The following is a 17,665-nucleotide window of genomic DNA, read 5'->3' as shown; positions in this document are numbered from 1 at the left end:
CGATTAAGTTTCAAAACGAAAGAAAAATAACAGAAATTACCGAACTTTCAAGCAAAACTTACGCTTAAATAGAAAATTACTGGCCGGGTGGTAGCAGCACGGTGTTGGCAAAAGGCAGATAACGTAGGGAAAATGCGATATCGGCATGACATGGTTTAATAGCTTGCTGCGCTGATACGAGCTCACTGTTGGTTGCACGTCTGGCTTGAAAAGGCGTAGCTGTTGCGTCTGTTTGGCGAAAGCGTTCACTGATTAATGCAAAATGGCAAGGCAGCTTACTAAGTAATGCCTGACGCTGTGAGTACGTAAGCAGGCCAGCACCGGCCCCATCCTGCAACCATAGCTGTATACCGCTGTCAGATAAGCTGTGCATAGCGTTAATGTAATCGGCAGCGGGCAAGCCACCATTACTGAACAAGCTGATTGCAACGGGCTGCGCCACACTATGCTTAAACAACTTAAGTTCTTGTGTCAGCCAGGTTAGTTGCTCAGCAGTCATGAAATCGGTGTCATTTAGCTCTGCCGGCAGATACCAGCCTGCAAAATGTGCTGCATTTACCGGCATATCTGTTGTCAGCCGGCGAAGCTGCAGCAGGCCCTTTGCCAGTTGCTGCCTGAAATACAGTTGGCGCAGTGCCAACGGTTGTTGCATCTGTTGAAAATATTGACTATCCGCATTCAGACCAAGCCAGATGCGAAAGTTAGCCTGCTGTGCTGCCTGCAGGACGTTGCGAAGATGCGTCTGCTGAGCAACAAAGTCGGTATCGTCGTGACGCGTCCATTGCACAACCAGCGTAGTGTAGCCATCTTTGGCCGCTGCTTGCAGTAACTGCTGCCACTGAGCAATGTCAACCTGTTTGTCCTGGTTTAACGGCTGGTAAAATACCGCTTTACCCGTGGTGCCGACAGAGGATTGACAAGCTACCAGGCTGCATAAAACTGCAACAACAGCGCATGTTGTCGCTGATTTAAGTCGCCGGTAAGTTGATACTGCCATTCCAGATTTACCTCGAAACGCTGCCGCTGTAACCGTGCTGGTGTCTGTCCCAGCCAGAAACGCCACTGCACACCCATGCCCGAGGTTAACTGCTTTCCACTGTCAGTCAAGCCGGAATCATTTTGCTGGCGCCGAAAGTCAAACTGCGCCAAACCATACCACTTCATGGTTTGCGCTAAATTGCTATCAAGTTTCCACACAGCACCCTGATCAAAACGCAGTTGCAGCAATTGGTTATCTGCTTCGGGCCACCACACTGCGTCTATATATAATTTGCGTTCCCACCAGCGCTGCTGCACCGGCCGCCATTCCGCCTGCCATGGTGTTTGGTTTAATATATCGGCAGTAAGGCGCAGTAAGCTCTGCCAGTCCCCCTCGGCCAGCGGGTATTGCTGTATACCAGCACTAAGCCACAGATTATGCTGATGCCATGGTTTATAGCTTATACCTAGCTGGTGCCCACCGTTTTGCCAGGGCGAGTCATTGCCGCTACCGGCGAGCAAAGCATACAGCGACAGATCGCGTTGTAGCGGGTTGATAAAATACTCTGCTTTAACTGCAATACCGTGTTTAGCCAGTTCTGTGCTGTCAGCAACCAGACGCTCCCCGGTAACTGCTCCACTGGTGAAGGTTGCACTGCTGCTAAACTGCCAATGAGATTGTAACTGCTGTTGTAACCGCACCAGGCTAAACTGCGCCACCAGTTCAGCATCGGTAAGATCTGTCTGCTGTGGGTACAGCAACAATGCGCGGTTTGTCCAGTATGAGGTAGCATTCTGCAACAACAGGCGTTGGTTTAAATACGCCAGCTGTGCCGCTTCAGTGGCACTGAACTGATACCCGCTACTTTGTAACTGCTGCATTATTTCTAACGCTTTCCGGGGGGTCGTCTCAGCAAGCGCATAGGCATAACCCAGCTGATAAGCAGAACGCTGTGGTTGCAGTTGCGCTGCCTGCCGCCAACTCTGCAGCGCTGGCTCGGCTTGGTGTAAAGCACCATATAAAGTCGCGCGGATAGCATATGACCTGGCCAGTCCACTTTGCCCGTCCGGCTTAGCCTGATTTAAATAGCGGGCCGCAATATCTGTGTCACCCTGCTGTATCGCCAGTTCAGCCATTGTCAAAAGATCTGCTGGTAGTAAATCACTGGCTGGCAACTGCTGAAATTGTGCCAGAGCAGCTGCAGACTCATTCATCGCCTGATGCTGGTAAGCAATTTGTTTTAAATAGCTGCTTTGCTGCTGTAACTGATACGCTTGCCGCCAAAACTGAATAGCGGTCGCAGGCTGCCAGTTATTGGCACAAAGCGCCAGGGTTTGCCAACCCGCTGCAGTGCTGGGTGCAGGAGCCAATAAATGCTGTGCTTTGTCGCAATTACCAGCTAAACGCCACAGCTCTGCCCGGCTGCTATGAAACTGCGTCCAGTGGTCCAGCTGTTGAAGTATTGCAGGAGTTTGCATATTTGGGCGCTGCAACAACAGATTAAGTAAGCGCTCCGGTAAGCTTTTCTCTGCCAGAGCGGCAGCAGAAAACGGCAAGGCGTGAAGCAACAGGCTCAGGGCTTCGTCGTGCTGCCCCTGTGTAAGATATAAGTAACTTAACTTATCCAGCAAATAGTCGTCTGGCATCGCCTGATACAAACGGGAAAAATAATGTAGTTGTGCAATGGGGTCAGGCAACTCGCTAATACTGGCAACCAGCATGGCATAGTCTTGCTGCTGTAGAGGCTGGGAGAATTTCTGCTGCAACAAGGCCTGGTAATTCTTAGCCGCAATACGCTTTTGTGTCAGCATACTGACCTGCTGACTGGCCAGGGTGGCATTCGTCAATTTAACAGCCGCCAATTCATCAGCAGATAACCAACGCTCTGCATAACCTAACCAGGTTGATGATGACTGCACCGGGCAAAGTGCAAACTGCGCACCGGCCTTTGACACTGCATCAGCTTGCAAATACATTTCGACTTTTTTCAGACAACTGACATCCAACTGACTAATCAGTTTTGCCGCCAACGTCAACTGCTGGTTGTGAATCGCCGTGTGATAACGCTGCAGTTGCTGCTGGCTGCTGAGCATCGAGTGCTGTGATAACCAGATAAAGCTGCTCTCAGCCCCCAACCAGTCTTTATCAGCCAGTTGCATTTGTAACCATTGCTGGTAAAACCAAACGGCCCATTCACTGCCAGCATGACTATCTGCCAAACGCGCCGCTTTTTCAGCCAGCTGCTGCTGCAATAACGCAGACAGATAGCGCCGCCAGTCCTGCGGAGCAAGACTGCTGATTGATACTGCTTCAGTGTCGCTAATAACCTGTTTTGGCAAGGATAACAAACTGGCTAGCTCAGCACGTTGCAACAGTAAAGCATCGCTTAGCACCGGTTGCGCCAGCAACCAATCTAACGCTTGCTGTAACTGTTGCTGCGCTATCAGATGTTGGGCAACTAGTTGAGATAACTGCCAACGCTCAGCAACCGTAAGGTTATCCAGCAAGGCGGCAAATTGCGTTAATGCTAGCGGTTGCTGCAAGTCGAGTTGAGTTTGCGCCAGACGCAATAAATTGCCCTGCCGCTGGGAGGCAGGTATTAGTTGATAGGTGCGCAGTGCTGCCGAGGTATCAGGTATCGCCAACTGATAATCAAACAGCATGAGCAGGAGCGGAGCATGTTGAGGGACTACCCGCAGAGCCTTTTCCAGTTCAATTGCTGCTGCGGCAAACTGCTGCTGGCTTTGCAGCGAAAAAGCTTTGTTAACGTACGGATAAGCGCGAAACTGTTGCAGTTCTGTTAGCCCATCTTGCCAGGGTTGTGCCTGCAACCACAAACTGCAAAGCAACAAAGGTAACGCCAAGGCTAGACGTGTCATCATGCCAGCATAGCTCCGCTGAGCCGGGCTTTATACTCATTGAACAGCTGTTGCAATGATTTTTGTTGTGCTTGCTGCAACGCCAGTGTTTGCTGCAATACCTGTTCAGAAATCAGTTTTTCCTGCACCAGATAGGTACCCAGCCTCAGGTTGCTGTCGTATTCGAAACCTATCAACACCTGATTAATTACTGCGGGCTCTAAATTAGACGCCTGAAGCAGTGCATCCCCCAGCATTAACTGACTGGCAAAGTACTGCTGACGAATGGCTTCTGCACCCGCAGCTGAGAGCTCACCAGTGTCACACCACTGTGACAGTTGCTGCTGTGGATTACACGCCAAATCGAATTTATACCAATAGCGCAGGCCCAGAGTAACCGCACCTACCTGGCAAATAACATAACGCACTTTGCGCTGCAGTGCCCGCTCAATCGCGCCCTGAGCTACCGGCGATAAAGCACTTTCCTTGGCCAGCACCAGAAGATTGTCTTCTATTCCCAGCGGCAGAACAGCGTATTTAAAAGCCAGCTTTTCCGGAAACTGAATAATAGGTTTTGCTTCAAGGACAAAGGGGTCGATTAGCCTGCATTCCACAGAAGCCTGTTGTGCCAAAGCTGCCGCTAGTTGCTGTGGTGAAATAAGCTTTAGCCGTAACATCGCCTGACCAATACGTTCGCCTCTTGTCCGCTGCTCTAACGCCTGATTAAGCTGCTCATCACTTATAATATGCTGCTGACGCAATATATACCCCAGAGAAGACCCCAGACTACGTTCGCTTACCGTTGGATATTGATGCTGGGTTTTGTCCCAGGCCACACGGCGGGGGTCGCCATGAGCGAGCACCTGCCGAATTGCACGGATATTGGCAAAGAAATTTATAATGTTGCCCCACAACTGGCGTGGTACAGACAGTAATGCCTGCGCTATGCCATAGTAACGGCGAACAAAAATCATACGCTGCAACATACGATTGAGGAAAAACAATAGGTTACAGCTTAGCAATGTCACAATTAGTGGGTCTGTGGAAAACACACTGATAAAGTTGTAAGGGTCTGCTGCCAAGGACTGATACAACCACAGTATTGTCAGCTGCAAAAAAACAATATTGGCCAGAAAACTGACAAAATAACTGATAACACCTTTGCGATCGCGCCAGAGAAAATAGTTCAGCTTCCAGTCGCTGCTCCATTTATGAACTTTCATGCCCTGAAACACGATACCAATGATCCAGCGACTTTTTTGCCGGACAGCAGTGCTGAAAGTTTCCGGAAAGTATTCCCGGACACAAACCACATTGCCGTCAGTTTTGCTGCGGCTACGATTGCGCTCAGCAAAGGCAGCCAGCTTATTATTGGTTACAGAAAAGCGGACGAAAATTTCCTCCATGCCCCACTGTTTTAGCCGGAAACCAATATCATAGTCTTCTGTTAATGACTGCACATCAAACGGCAAGCCGTCACCTTCTTCTGACAACTTCAAGATGGCACGTCGGCTAAAACACGTTCCGACACCTGCACTGGGTACCTGGCCAACCATAGCTTCACGCACTACGACGTCTTTACCATGCATCTCGGAAAATTCGTCCAGATAATGCCCGGAGGTAAAATTGAGTGGCCCGGTAGCAAAAGGATATACTGGTAACTGGATAAGGTCTTTGCGCGGCAGTAGATAATTAAACAGCCGCAACTCCATTGCAGAGATTACGTCTTCAGCGTCGTGCAGCACAAAGCCAGCAAATTTAACTTTAGACCGCCGCTCAAACTCCAGAATAGACGTGATTACGTTGTTTAAACAGTCCGCCTTGCTGGTAGGGCCGGGCCGGGCACAGATGACTTTGTGGATATTGGGAAAACGCTGACAAACAGCGTCGACATCAGCCTGAGTACCAGGATCATTCGGATAAGTGCCGACAAAAATCTGATAGTTCTCATAATCCAGCTCCGACGCAGCCAGTTCAGCCATTTTGCCGACGACCCCCACTTCCTGCCAAGCAGGAATCATAATGGCTAACGGCTTTTCTTTGCAGAAGTACAGTTGTTGTTCATCGAATACAGCGCGCTTACGGTAGATCGTCAAACCACGCCATAAGCGTCGCAACCAGTAGTAGCCATCAATAAAGACATCATCTAATGCAAAAGCCAATAACATAACCAACAGCACTACCGAGACATACTTCAGCAGAAACAGGTATAGCGCAACAAAATCGATGACATTCATACTAACTTTAACACCATACAACTACAGCAAACGACATTGTTTTGTTACCTGTACCCAGCTTTACCGCAGGTTTTACTTCAAAGCACGACGACGACCCAGCAGGGAAATTACAGCCAACGTCATTAACCACAGCGATGCCGGGGCTGGTACTACAACAGCGCTATCAGGGGTAGGTACTTTATCTCTGACCAACAACGGTGCTACGTTAATGTCTGCCATGTTCAACACGTTACTTGCCAGCCATAAAGGTGAATTAGCGTCGGTAAAATAACCGCTACCGCACAGCATTGAATATTCGGCACAGCTAATCCCTGGCAAGTTTGTGGCGAAGTCTGCCATCCAGACATAGTGCATGTCGCCATCAATCTGCGTACCAAACTGCCAGTATGTATAACCTTCAAAATCATAACCTGCTTGCGCAGCAAACGCTGGGCCCACACCATTCAGTGAGAAAAACAATGAAGAACCGGCATTTTGGGCTTGCGACCAACCATCCGCGTCAGCATCGGTATCAAAAAACTGATGCAGCAATGCAAACTCTGTTAATGTTGCCCAGCGCCAGCCGGCTGTCGTGTTAGCAACAAACAAATCGATATCACTTAGCTCTGCCTGTTTTGGCAGCCCAAGCGTGTCAGCCCAAGATAGGCGCATAATATCCAGGTCAAATGCCGACCAATATACGGGATTGTCAGCATCGCTATAATAACTGTCAAAATCTATTACAGATGCTGTTGCACGGCCAACCAAACCGAACGCAGCAAATACTACAACTAACAACATACCTCTCATTAACACAACTCCATTTGGCATTAACAATTAAATTACCATTAAATTTCAAATACTTATGACAGAGTATTGTACATTGTAGCTGCTCAAAAATACATCATTTGTCTGAAGAAATAACTTTCTCTCCAGCGGCAAATGAAAATCATTTGCATTTAATATTTAGTCGTATTATAGTCTGCTTAGTCGATGGATTGGCTGCTGTACCGGGCCCCGGATGGCTTCTCTGGTCGTTGTTTTACTTGTCTTGCACGTTAAGGGGTGGGTTTTGCCACCCCTGCTTTTTCTCTGGTGCCTTATGTTACAACGCTGGCAATCTTTGCTGGAAAAATATCACCTGCTGGCGCTGCTGCTGTTACCTCTGCACTATGCCTATTTTTCTGCTTACCAACAGCTATACCAAACTATTGGTTTATACCTGTTATACCTTGCGCTGGTGGCGGCTTCGGTTTGGCTGAAACCCCGTACGGCGGCAGTAACGCCTGTCCGTGGTTTTGCCCGGCTGGAACAATACATGCTGCTGACGCTGCTACTGACCTTACTGTGGCTATTCTATCTGCCACAATCACCATTTTCGGCGAAGGCTTCGCAATGGGTTTGGCTAAACAGCCAACTGGCGGTAATGGGCCTACTACTAAGAATTTACTGGGCCAAACAGACAACAATAACTAACACAGCCACCCATAAGCCAACAGATCACTGGCTGATTGGCTATGCCAGTCAGTCCGGCATGGCACTGCAGCTGGCTAAGCGCAGCGCCAGCCAACTGCAAAGTGCCGGTTTCAGCGTACAGCTGGCCGAACTTAACCAGTTAACGCAGCAGCAGTTGCACCAAAGCAGCAAGGCGCTGTTTGTGGTCAGTACCTACGGAGAAGGCGAGCCACCGGATAATGCCAGCCAGTTTTATCAATTGGCACAGCAATGGCAGCAATCATTTAACCAGTTACAGTTTGCCGTGCTGGCGCTTGGCGATCGCAGCTATCAGCAGTTTTGTGCCTTTGGCCACTGGTTGCACGGTTGGCTGCACAGCCGTGATGCCAAAGCGATAAGGCCGCTGCTGGAGCTGGACAGCGCAGATAGCAAAAGCCCGGCGCTGACACAATGGCAGCAGCTACTGACGATGTTAGGTGCTGATACTGAAACCGCTGCGGAACAACCGGTTAACGATAACTGGCTGCTGGCCGGTTTACACAGCCGCTATATCGCTAACCCCGCCAGCAGCGGCTTGCCTTGCTATGTAGTGAAACTGCAGTTGCCGGCAGGTAGCCACTGGCAAGCCGGAGATTTGCTGGATGTTCAGCCGGAAAACAGCAAATGTGCAGTCGCGCTGTGGCTTACCCGGCATGGAATTAATGGCTGTCAGGCGGTACATTATCAGGGCCGGCATGTACCGTTGTGCTGGGCACTGGCCGAGCTGGAGCTGGATAAAGTGCAACCACCGGCCTCTGGCAGCCCCTTGGCTGACTGGTTAAAGCTGCAGCCGCGGCTGCAGCTGCGCAGCTATTCCATAGCGTCGATCCCCGATGAAGGCTACCTGCAATTGCTGGTACGCCAGGTGCAGCACGACAGCGGTGCCCTCGGCATTGGTTCCGGCTGGCTAACCGCCTGGGCGATGGAGCAACAACCAGTGCAACTGCGCTTGCGCCAGCATACACAATTTCATTTGCCGGATGATGCGCGGCCAATAATCTTTATTGCCAATGGCACCGGCATTGCCGGTATCCGGGCGCTACTGGCCGAGCGGGTAAAACGTGGTCAGCGTGATAACTGGCTGTTATTTGGCGAGCGCCGCCTGGACAGCGACTTTTTCTTTGCCCGCGATATCCAGTTATGGCAACAACAAGGCTTTATCCGCCACTGTGATTTGGCATTCTCGCAACAGCAAGCGGAAAAATACTATGTACAGCATGCATTAGCCGCGCAGCGGGCGCGACTGCTGGACTGGCTGGCGCAGGGTGCAGCGATTTATGTTTGTGGCAGCTTGGAGGGTATGGGGCAGGCTGTACATCAAACCCTGCTTGATACTATTGGTAGCGACGCACTGGCGCAACTGACGCAGCAAGGCCGCTACCGGCGCGATTTATACTAGTTTTTACCCGGCATAAAGCTGATACGGCCTTGTTGTACAGCCATATTTACCGGAACTGAGGTTAACAGTTTAACGGTGGGGTTTGCGGTATCTAACCGGTATACCGGGTTATTGGCCAGATAGCCGTTGACCAGTTGCAGTAGCTCGTTGGTTACCGGTTTGAGGCTACCGCGATAGCCTGAAGCTTCGATACTGGAGTCCAGCAGTTTTACCGAGCGCAGGTAAATGGCCTTTTCGGTGCCGTCGTAGTAGGGCACACCTTCAACCTGCAGCTGCATTGTGGCGGGGTAACTTAAGCCAAATAATGACAGTGCCGCACTGGCAGCAGTATTTACTCTTACCACATCAGAGTTATCCGGGCCGATTTGCACTTTCATGCTATCGACATTCAGTTTCAGCGGAATGCCGGCCACTGTTGCCTGCCGGGTCAGCTCGGGTACTTTTTGCTGTAGTAACTGCTCCAGATCGGCTTCTGTAACATTGTAAGAAGACATTTGCTGCAACTGGCTACAAGCGCTCAGCAGCATGAAACCCAGCATAACTAAAACTTTTTTCATCGGATGTGCCTTTTGTTCTTTCGCTATTTTGTCGGTTAAGCATCAAGTGTTAACCATGGCAGCTTCGTTTAGCGCGGCGATAATAACATGCCTTAGCTGAGTTGCCGCTGAATTGCTAATGCTCCACGTGAAACACAACCGACCAGCAAAGCACAGTATGGCTGACAAACTTATGATATGCTCAGCGGCGACCATCCAGGCTACGATAATCTAAGCAACACTATAACGAGAAACACTATGGCGCTAATACTAAAACTAATAGCAGGTATCATACTGGGCATGATCTGTGGCCTGTATGCACCACACGAACTGACGCGACTGTTAATCACCTTTAAGGGCTTATTTGGCGAGTTATTGTTTTTTACCGTACCTCTGCTGATTTTATTCTTTATTACCAGCGGCATTGCGGCTTTACCACGTAACTCTGGCAAGCTGTTAAGCCGCACCGTCGGTTTTGCCTATTTATCTACCGTAACGGCGGGTACCTTAGCGTATCTGGTGGCCAGTGTGGTGGTACCGATGCTAACAGCAGCCAATAGTGCTGCGGCGCCAACAGATGCGGCTCATTTAACCGCCTTTATTGAAATGGATATCCCACCGGCCATCAGTGTGATGACAGCCTTGGTGCTGGCATTTATTTTTGGCCTCGGCATAGCCGCCACCGGCGCGCCCCAGCTAAAACAGCTATCCGATCAGGGCCGCGATGTGATTCAGTTGCTGCTGGAAAAAGTCATCATTCCGTTGTTACCTCTGTATATCGCCGGTGAGTTCGCCCAGATGGCCGCTGCCGGTACCGTATTCAGCACGCTGAAAACCTTTGGTATCGTATTGCTGCTGGCGGTAGTTATGCACTGGTGCTGGATCATCACGCTGTACACTATTGCCGGTATCAAGGCCGGTAAATCACCCTTTGCCCTGATAAAAAATATGCTGCCAGCCTATTTTACTGCGCTTGGCACCATGTCGAGCGCTGCCACTATTCCGGTATCGCTGCAAGCCACCAAAAACAATGGCATCAAATTTGATGTGGCTAACTTTACTGTGCCGCTGTGCGCAACCATCCATTTATCAGGTTCAACCATTACTATTGTTACCTGTGCCATGGCGGTGGTAACCATGCAAAATGGCCTGGACATGCCATCATTGCTGACTGTACTGCCATTTATTTTTATGCTGGGCGTGGTGATGCTGGCCGCCCCGGGTGTGCCTGGTGGCGCTGTGATGTCGGCAGTAGGCTTGCTCGGTTCTATGCTGGGCTTTGGCGATGCTGCTATCGCGCTGATGATTGCACTGTATATGGCGCAGGACAGCTTCGGTACCGCCTGTAATGTGACCGGCGACGGTGCTATTGCCGTGTTGGTTGATAAGGCGGATTAATCAGTATTAATTTTGCCGGTTGAAACTCCTGTTCCGGCTCACCACAGCAAGTAGCGTGGGCATCCTGCCCACGCCCTTTCAGGCCAGCAGAGCTGTTCAAATTCGTTCCGGACGAATTTGTCGTCCTTTGCCTGCGGCAGGACTCAGACACTCTGTGGTGACCGATCCGGGATTTCAACCTATAATCGCGATTCCGATACTGATAAAAAAGCCCGCATTTTGCGGGCTTCGTTTTTTTAACCGGCTATTACTTTTTAATTTTCGCCGGCCGTTGCCAGTCTGTTATATGGCGTTGTTTCGCCCGCGCTACCACCAGTTCACCATCCGCCGCATCACGGGTTAACACCGAACCTGCGCCAACGGTGGCGTTTACGCCAACCGTTACCGGCGCCACTAACGCACTGTTAGAACCGATAAAAGCGCCGTCTTTAATGGTCGTGACAAACTTATTCGCGCCATCGTAGTTACAGGTAATAGTACCGGCACCCACGTTTACTTTGCTGCCAATAATCGCATCGCCCAGATAGGTCAAATGGTTAGCTTTTGAGCCCTTACCCAGCGTAGTTTTTTTCATTTCGACGAAGTTACCAACATGGCTGTCGTCCAGCATCACGCTATCCGGCCGCAGGCGGGCATACGGGCCTACCGAGCAGTCTGCGCCAACACTTGCCTTTTCAATCATCGAATTAGGCTTTATTTCAGTGTTATCGCCAATCACGCAATCTTTCAGGATACAGTTAGCACCAATGGTCACGCCTTTGCCCAGCACAACCTTGCCTTCGAAAATAACGTTGATATCAATCATCACATCGTTACCAACCTCAACCGTACCGCGCACATCGATACGCGCAGGATCGCGCAGGTTGGCACCGGCCAACATTAACTCTTCCGCTTTACGCTGCTGGTATGCACGCTCTAATGCGGCTAATTGCACACGGTTGTTGGCGCCTTCTACTTCCATCGGGTTTTGCGGCTGGGCAGTGGCAATTTCTACACCTTCGCTGTGCGCCATCGCAATAACATCGGTTAAATAGTACTCCCCCTGTGCATTACTGTTCGATAAACGGCCCAGCCAGTTCTTCAGTTGCTTACCCGGCAACGCCATTATACCGCTATTTACCTCACTGATTTTCAGCTGCTCAGCGTTGGCATCCTTTTGTTCAACAATACCGACCACTTTGCCGTTTTCGCGCACAATGCGGCCGTAACCGGTCGGGTTTGCCAGGTTTACCGTTAAAATGGCAAGGCCATTGGCAGGCTTCGCCGCCAATAACTGCTGTAGGGTTTCAATACGGGTTAATGGCACATCACCGTACAGCACCAGCACCGTATCGTCGTCAGAAATGTTAGGTATGGCTTGCGCTACCGCATGGCCGGTACCCAGTTGCTCAGCCTGCAATATCCAGTGCAGCGGCTGTTCGCCCATGGCAGTTTGTAACGCCTCAGCGCCATAGCCGTACACCAGTTGCGGTTTCTGTGCGCCTAAAGCGCGGGCAGTATCTATCACATGCTGCACCATTGGCCGCTCAGCCACTTTATGCAACACCTTGGGTAAATCGGATTTCATCCTTGTGCCTTTACCGGCCGCCAGAATCACTACATTTAATGCCATAAAAGAATCCCTGTAATCGCGCTTTCATTCGACAGACGCGGTTATTCTAATAGATAACGCCGCAGATTACAGGGCCAGGGTGAAGTTTTGCTGAATAAGCTTATAGCGTGCCGGATAATGCAATGTCCGTGACCTGATACTCATCTGCGACAGCAGTGATCTCTTTATTATCAGGCAGTCTGAAGCCTAACTTCATTGAGCCCGGCTTCAACGATGCATAAGTGATGGAAAACAGCGCCAGTTGCACAGTTTGCTGACCTGACTGCAAACAATATTGCTTACCAACCTGAAAAAAGCCTTTATGCCGCTTTCCAGTCCAAAAATACAATATGTTGTCGTCCTGATGCGCCTGGCGATGCTCGCTGTCCAGCGTGATATACACTGGCACCCAATAACGTTGGTAACACATAAAGCTTACAGCCAGAATAAATACAACTATGGCTAACTTTTTCATAAAACGCTCCGTTACAATCTGCCACGCAGACTCAGGATCGGTTCAAACAGCCAGTTCAGCAGGCTACGTTGCTCAAGTACGATATCTGCGCTAAGCAACATACCTGACTGCAGGGGCACTTCCGCGCCATAAGCTTTTACCGCCTGAGAGTCCAGCCTGACATGCACCTGATACACAGGTTCATTCACGGGTACCGGTGTGCTGACCTCATTTGGCAGCAACACTGAGGTGGAATACTGCGTTACTTCGCCTTTATACAGGCCAAAGCGTTGATAAGGAAAGGCGTCATAACGCATGCGGGTTTCCTGGCCAGGGCGGATAAAACCAAAAGCGCGGGTTGGCACCAGCAACACAGCATATAAGCTGCTATCTTCGGGCACTATGGTCAGAATCGGCTTGCCTGCCACAGCCATACTACCCAGCTCAGCCACCAGGTTTGTCACTCTTCCGGAGACAGGCGCAGTCAACAACACTTCGCTTCTGGCTGACATTTCAGTCTGCTGTTGTGACAACTGCGCCAGCTCTGTTGAAATCTGAGCTTTCTGTTGCTCAAACTCTCTTGGCAGAGCCTCAAACTGGGCCTCAAGCTGAATAAGCTGGCCATGTTGGCTCTGATAGTTAATCTGCAGGTCTTTTTGCTGTTGCTGCATACTCAGCACTAAATCCCGCTGATTGTTCAGCTCAGTGGTGGAAATATGCCCAAGCTTACGCAAATGTTTGAAATCTTCCAGCCGTTGCTCATTCAGTTTAAGCCTTTCGGTCATCACAACTTGTTGCGACTGAATTTCATGCAATTGCGCTTTGATATTTTCAACTCTGTCGGCCAGGGATTGCTTTTGTTGGCGAAAACTCAGTTCATATTCATCCAGCCGAAACAATAGGTTGGTGCGTTGCTGCTCCAGCGCATTCAATAACTGTGAGCTGAGATTAAAACCTTGTTGTAAATACTCGTCAGATGATACCAACGCCAACTTCTGACCGGCAGTTACAACCTGACCGTCGTTAACAAACAGCGAGACAACAGTGCCATTACGCTGTGGCGCTATCCTCGCGACACCTAAGTCTGGTTTCAGATAACCACTAACGGTTTCTTTACGGTTAAACGAGGCCTGGCTTAGAAACAACAGCGCCAGCGCAACGGTAACGAGTAATGCTGCGACTAATACCCATGCTTTAATCGGCTGGGCGATGATGACATCGCCATCTAACTTTACACCTTGTTGTTTAACGGCTTCAGGCCGGAATAAGCTGTCAGAGCTCATGACAAAATCCCTCAGAGACTATTTAGTATCAGTGTAAGCAGGCCCGGATTATTGACCAGCTGTTACAAATGACAGGGTGAAATATTGACAGGCCGTAAATCGGGCTATATCTTTATGGTCACATAATCTAAATCTCCATTAAGATTGTGACCGCCGGGCTCTGCAGCAACAGACCCGGCATTTTAATAACTACGGCTTAGAACGTGGCAGGGAAATCGCCACCCTCTTCACCTACAGCCATAGTTGTCTGAACCGGGCCATTGCCATCTTCACCAACGGCTGCAGTGAAAGCACCGCCTTCGCTACGCAGATCGCTGATACCATCTTCAGGAATTCTCAACGTGACTTGCTTGATTTCGCCTTTCAGGTAACCACCGCTAACCTGTTCAACGTCTGTAGAAGCCAGCTGAGCAAAAGGGTGAGCTGTTAATTTAGTTGTGTTCATAATAATCTCCATTGATTGTTTTCAGGCTTTGCCTGGTTGTTTACGCTTTGGTTAAAAACACCGTTTTCGTGGTGTATCTGTTGTTCGCGCAGCAACACGAAGCAACAAATTCTGTCATCAGGCTGCCAGCAACTGCGCAAGATGCTGGGCAACAGGCAGCCCGGTATAGCGTTCAAAATTGGCAAACATTGGGCTGGGGTTTGCTTCCAGAAAGTAATATTGCCCCTGTTCATCGCGCCGCCAGTCTATGCCGCTCCAGGCCAGGCCTAAGGCAGTTTTAATCTGTAAAGCCTGCTCTTTGACGTGCTCTGGTAACTCAATAACAGTTAAGGCGATATCGCCATCCGTTCTGAAGTCGGTATGCTCCGAACGTATTTCTGCACTGAATACCGCGTCGCCTATCACGTAACTGCGGATGTTAGTACCTTTGATATAGCGCTGCAGCGTCACCGGTGACTGACTTAAGCTGTGCGCAAGGTGCTGCCCGCTCAAGTGTTCTGCCGTTAACAAACGCGCATAATCGCCGCCGGTAACAGGTTTAAAAATGACTTCTGAGTGCTGCTGGCAGAAAGCGGATACAGCATCAGCATTGTTTCCTACATAAGTAGGTGGAATTTGCACACCTAATTTGGCTACTACAGCCAGCTGGCGTGGCTTTTCCTGATGAAACTGCACGGCAACAGTGCTGTTTTTGGCTTTGTCTCCAAGCTCGTTCAGGGCAGAAATCAGCAAGCTGGCAGAGTCTTTAGCAGCAATAGCATTTTTCGCCGGATTAGCAGGTTGCCGGTAATTGCGCCAATACAAAGCGGAAATTTCAGACAGCATCACAGTTTTGCCATCAATGCATAAACCAAACTCGTTAGCCTGGGGAAAATAACTAATACTGTCTCTTACCGGAAACAGAGCGCCGTCCAGTATTGCGTACTCGCGCTGCATCTTGCTTAACTGTGCCGCTACACAGATGATCTGCTCATCTGTTTGCTCGCCCATCAGAATAATCATGGTATTTTCCTCAATGCGTTTCGATAACTTCATCTTAGAAAAGACCGGGCTAAAAATTAAGCTGTAAGAAATAGCAGGCATTGGTATAAGTCATTACTGAACACAGCCTGCAGAAAATAATAAAGCAACCGTCCAAGGTTGCTTTATTACAATACGCCGTTGATGTAATAGCAGGGCTAGCTGGCTATTGCGATACCCTGTTTTATCGCCTCACGCTTAGCGGGATCAAACCATGGCGAGTCGGCCTGTTTGACTATACCGCTTTCAACGTACTGCAGCATCAGCATACCTCTCTCCAGCATAAGGCTTTTCTGCAGATCAGGTTCTTCCGCCAACCACTCAGCTGGAAACTGTGTTTGGGCAATACTAAAGTGTGCCGGGTCCGTCGGGTCAAATGGCTTAATCTGCTCCTCAACCAGTTCAAACACACCATGGTCAAATGGCTGGCCGGCAGCGGGCGTTTTCAGGTAAAAACGCTCCATCTTGCCCAGCACGGCTTTCTTCAATGCCCGGTGATGGCAATAAGGGTTATTACCGCGCCGACCAAAAAAGACATGAGCTGTCCAACTGCAGCCAGCGCGGCAGACCTTGGCGTATTCACAACTTGCGCAATCGCCCCACATATGGGCCGTGACATCTTCAGGCTTATTGATATCGTTAAATCGTAGCTCTTTACTGTTTTCATAAATATCGCGCAAGCTACGCTCACGGATATTACCGCCAGTGTATTGCTCGGAAGGTAAAGAAGGGCAACCTTTTACTTTACCGTCCGCTTCTATGCCTATGGTATTTATGCCCGCACCACAGCCGCGGAAAAACGCAAAGTCGCGGTGACGGGAAATCGGCTCCCGCAACAGGCGCTCGTAAGGACCAAAGTAACCGATGTTATTACCCGGCTGCACCATAAGTTTATCCTTACGGCCGCGTTTAGACAGATACGCCAGCACCGGATATAACTCCAGTAGCTCGTAAGGCTGCAGCAACATAGCGTTATGCTCTACCGCATTGCCCATTGGTACGGTAAGCTGTATCTGCCAGGCCGACACGCCATGCTGGACTAATTGCTGATACAACATGGGCAACTCGGTAGCGGAGTGCTTATTGATCTGCGTATTGCAGCCAACATTGATCCCCACGGCGCGTAAATGTTCTATCGTCTTAAAACATTGCTGCCAGGCACCCAGCTTACCACGTAGCTTATCGTGCGTAGCCTCAAGGCCATCTACCGATACCGAAACGTTACTGATACCCGCTTCTTTCATCCGTTTTGCCGTACCGCGTGATATCCCGTAGCCCCCGGTCGTCATGTTGGCATTCATGCCAAGACGGGTAATTTCTGCAGCAATAATTAACCAGTCTGGTCGCAAAAATGCCTCACCGCCGATCAGAGAAACATCCTCGATACCAAGCTCAGCCATTTGCTGCACCAGATCCAGCGCCTCGCTGGTACTCAGCTCGTTTACACGTGAATCGCCTGCCCTCGAACCACAATGGCTGCAAGCCAGATTGCATTTTAGGGTGATTTCCCATACAGCATAGGTTTGGCGGTGTCGGAGTTTAATGCCGGAGTTTGCAAGCGATGTCATGATGATATTCCCTGAACAGATGATTTACAGTGGGTAAGAAGGAAATGTGACGCCCTGTCAGGCGTCACATTCTCGTTTAAGGCAACATATCGAAACGATGAGGATCAATTACGCTGCCGTACAGCGCTACACCACAAACGAAAAAGTCACAGTGGGTAAAAACCGAGGAGTCGATACGCTGACCGGTAGCGTTAATCCCGCCTTCAACTTTGTTTAGTAGCTCTACAGCCTCAACAACATGGTTTGTATCAAGTTTTACGTTTTTCATTAGTATTCTCCATTAAGTATGTGGTATCAGGCACCAGCAAGTCCCTGATGTATCCATGCTACTTTTTGCTTTAAAAAAACACAGCTGCCAGTTCTGACAGGTAAATTTGCTATAAAAAAAGCCGCACATATGGCGGCTGAAAGGGAACGAGAGGGT

General features: G+C 49.7%; 14 protein-coding genes. 2 read left to right on the top strand and 12 right to left on the bottom strand.

Features of this window, described 5'->3' with window-relative positions; translation table 11 throughout:
• Positions 1-76: 76 nt before the first annotated feature.
• The 4 genes from LHL18_RS05350 to LHL18_RS05335 all read right to left on the bottom strand — a co-directional run bounded on the left by LHL18_RS05350 (position 77) and on the right by LHL18_RS05335 (position 6,863).
• Positions 77-997, bottom strand: coding sequence for a DUF4434 domain-containing protein (locus LHL18_RS05350; protein WP_226766075.1), 921 nt, complete (start codon positions 995-997; stop codon positions 77-79).
• Positions 922-3,861: an NfrA family protein gene (locus LHL18_RS05345; RefSeq protein ID WP_226766074.1), complete on the bottom strand. Its 2,940-nt coding sequence runs from the start codon at positions 3,859-3,861 to the stop codon at positions 922-924. Before LHL18_RS05345 ends, LHL18_RS05350 begins: the two co-directional genes overlap by 76 nt.
• A complete protein-coding gene (locus tag LHL18_RS05340) occupies positions 3,858-6,074 on the bottom strand; it encodes a glycosyl transferase family protein (protein ID WP_226766073.1) in 2,217 nt (738 codons plus the stop codon). Before LHL18_RS05340 ends, LHL18_RS05345 begins: the two co-directional genes overlap by 4 nt.
• 72 nt (positions 6,075-6,146) lie before the next feature.
• On the bottom strand, positions 6,147-6,863 hold the full coding sequence (locus LHL18_RS05335; RefSeq protein ID WP_226766072.1) for a PEP-CTERM sorting domain-containing protein: 717 nt from the start codon (positions 6,861-6,863) through the stop codon (positions 6,147-6,149).
• A gap of 292 nt (positions 6,864-7,155) precedes the next feature.
• Here LHL18_RS05335 and LHL18_RS05330 point away from each other — a divergent pair, with 292 nt between their 5' ends.
• A complete protein-coding gene (locus tag LHL18_RS05330) occupies positions 7,156-8,946 on the top strand; it encodes a flavodoxin domain-containing protein (RefSeq protein WP_226766071.1) in 1,791 nt (596 codons plus the stop codon).
• Here LHL18_RS05330 and LHL18_RS05325 read toward each other — a convergent pair.
• A complete protein-coding gene (locus LHL18_RS05325) occupies positions 8,943-9,503 on the bottom strand; it encodes a DUF1439 domain-containing protein (protein ID WP_226766070.1) in 561 nt (186 codons plus the stop codon). The two genes, LHL18_RS05330 and LHL18_RS05325, sit on opposite strands and share 4 nt — an antisense overlap.
• Positions 9,504-9,740: 237 nt before the next feature.
• On the opposite strand from LHL18_RS05325, the gene LHL18_RS05320 reads away from it, so the two are divergent.
• A complete protein-coding gene (locus LHL18_RS05320; RefSeq protein WP_226766069.1) occupies positions 9,741-10,880 on the top strand; it encodes a dicarboxylate/amino acid:cation symporter in 1,140 nt (379 codons plus the stop codon).
• Positions 10,881-11,127: 247 nt separating this feature from the next.
• Here LHL18_RS05320 and glmU read toward each other — a convergent pair whose 3' ends face one another.
• From glmU to LHL18_RS05285, 7 genes are all read right to left on the bottom strand, one after another.
• Positions 11,128-12,492 carry a bifunctional UDP-N-acetylglucosamine diphosphorylase/glucosamine-1-phosphate N-acetyltransferase GlmU gene (gene glmU / locus LHL18_RS05315; protein WP_226766068.1) on the bottom strand — a complete coding sequence of 455 codons (1,365 nt, stop codon included), beginning with the start codon at positions 12,490-12,492 and terminating at the stop codon, positions 11,128-11,130.
• Positions 12,493-12,592: 100 nt separating this feature from the next.
• Complete coding sequence (locus LHL18_RS05310) at positions 12,593-12,946, bottom strand: hypothetical protein (protein WP_134053394.1); 354 nt, start codon at positions 12,944-12,946, stop codon at positions 12,593-12,595.
• Positions 12,947-12,957: 11 nt separating this feature from the next.
• On the bottom strand, positions 12,958-14,208 hold the full coding sequence (locus LHL18_RS05305; RefSeq protein WP_134053396.1) for an HlyD family secretion protein: 1,251 nt from the start codon (positions 14,206-14,208) through the stop codon (positions 12,958-12,960).
• A 196-nt stretch (positions 14,209-14,404) separates the two neighbouring features.
• Positions 14,405-14,653 carry a hypothetical protein gene (locus LHL18_RS05300; protein WP_226766067.1) on the bottom strand — a complete coding sequence of 83 codons (249 nt, stop codon included), beginning with the start codon at positions 14,651-14,653 and terminating at the stop codon, positions 14,405-14,407.
• 117 nt (positions 14,654-14,770) lie between these two features.
• Entirely contained in the window at positions 14,771-15,688 is a 918-nt protein-coding gene (locus LHL18_RS05295) for an ATP-grasp domain-containing protein (RefSeq protein WP_226766066.1), read from the bottom strand.
• A gap of 143 nt (positions 15,689-15,831) precedes the next feature.
• Entirely contained in the window at positions 15,832-17,241 is a 1,410-nt protein-coding gene (locus LHL18_RS05290; protein WP_226766065.1) for a radical SAM/SPASM domain-containing protein, read from the bottom strand.
• A gap of 76 nt (positions 17,242-17,317) precedes the next feature.
• Positions 17,318-17,509: a hypothetical protein gene (locus LHL18_RS05285; protein ID WP_134053404.1), complete on the bottom strand. Its 192-nt coding sequence runs from the start codon at positions 17,507-17,509 to the stop codon at positions 17,318-17,320.
• Between the last annotated feature and the right edge of the window lie 156 nt (positions 17,510-17,665).

Source organism: Rheinheimera aquimaris (assembly GCF_020531985.1).
Taxonomy (GTDB): domain Bacteria; phylum Pseudomonadota; class Gammaproteobacteria; order Enterobacterales; family Alteromonadaceae; genus Alishewanella; species Alishewanella aquimaris.
Note: the sequence above shows the minus strand (reverse complement) of the source record. Positions and strands in the feature narration are given on the sequence as shown.

Excerpts from the sequence above, each read along its gene's own strand:
- LHL18_RS05350 (WP_226766075.1), bottom strand. The coding sequence starts at position 997 with ATGGCAGTATCAACTTACCGGCGACTTAAATCAGCGACAACATGCGCT.
- LHL18_RS05345 (WP_226766074.1), bottom strand. The coding sequence starts at position 3,861 with ATGATGACACGTCTAGCCTTGGCGTTACCTTTGTTGCTTTGCAGTTTG.
- LHL18_RS05340 (WP_226766073.1), bottom strand. The coding sequence starts at position 6,074 with ATGAATGTCATCGATTTTGTTGCGCTATACCTGTTTCTGCTGAAGTAT.
- LHL18_RS05335 (WP_226766072.1), bottom strand. The coding sequence starts at position 6,863 with ATGAGAGGTATGTTGTTAGTTGTAGTATTTGCTGCGTTCGGTTTGGTT.
- LHL18_RS05330 (WP_226766071.1), top strand. The coding sequence starts at position 7,156 with ATGTTACAACGCTGGCAATCTTTGCTGGAAAAATATCACCTGCTGGCG.
- LHL18_RS05325 (WP_226766070.1), bottom strand. The coding sequence starts at position 9,503 with ATGAAAAAAGTTTTAGTTATGCTGGGTTTCATGCTGCTGAGCGCTTGT.
- LHL18_RS05320 (WP_226766069.1), top strand. The coding sequence starts at position 9,741 with ATGGCGCTAATACTAAAACTAATAGCAGGTATCATACTGGGCATGATC.
- glmU (WP_226766068.1), bottom strand. The coding sequence starts at position 12,492 with ATGGCATTAAATGTAGTGATTCTGGCGGCCGGTAAAGGCACAAGGATG.
- LHL18_RS05310 (WP_134053394.1), bottom strand. The coding sequence starts at position 12,946 with ATGAAAAAGTTAGCCATAGTTGTATTTATTCTGGCTGTAAGCTTTATG.
- LHL18_RS05305 (WP_134053396.1), bottom strand. The coding sequence starts at position 14,208 with ATGAGCTCTGACAGCTTATTCCGGCCTGAAGCCGTTAAACAACAAGGT.
- LHL18_RS05300 (WP_226766067.1), bottom strand. The coding sequence starts at position 14,653 with ATGAACACAACTAAATTAACAGCTCACCCTTTTGCTCAGCTGGCTTCT.
- LHL18_RS05295 (WP_226766066.1), bottom strand. The coding sequence starts at position 15,688 with ATGAAGTTATCGAAACGCATTGAGGAAAATACCATGATTATTCTGATG.
- LHL18_RS05290 (WP_226766065.1), bottom strand. The coding sequence starts at position 17,241 with ATGACATCGCTTGCAAACTCCGGCATTAAACTCCGACACCGCCAAACC.
- LHL18_RS05285 (WP_134053404.1), bottom strand. The coding sequence starts at position 17,509 with ATGAAAAACGTAAAACTTGATACAAACCATGTTGTTGAGGCTGTAGAG.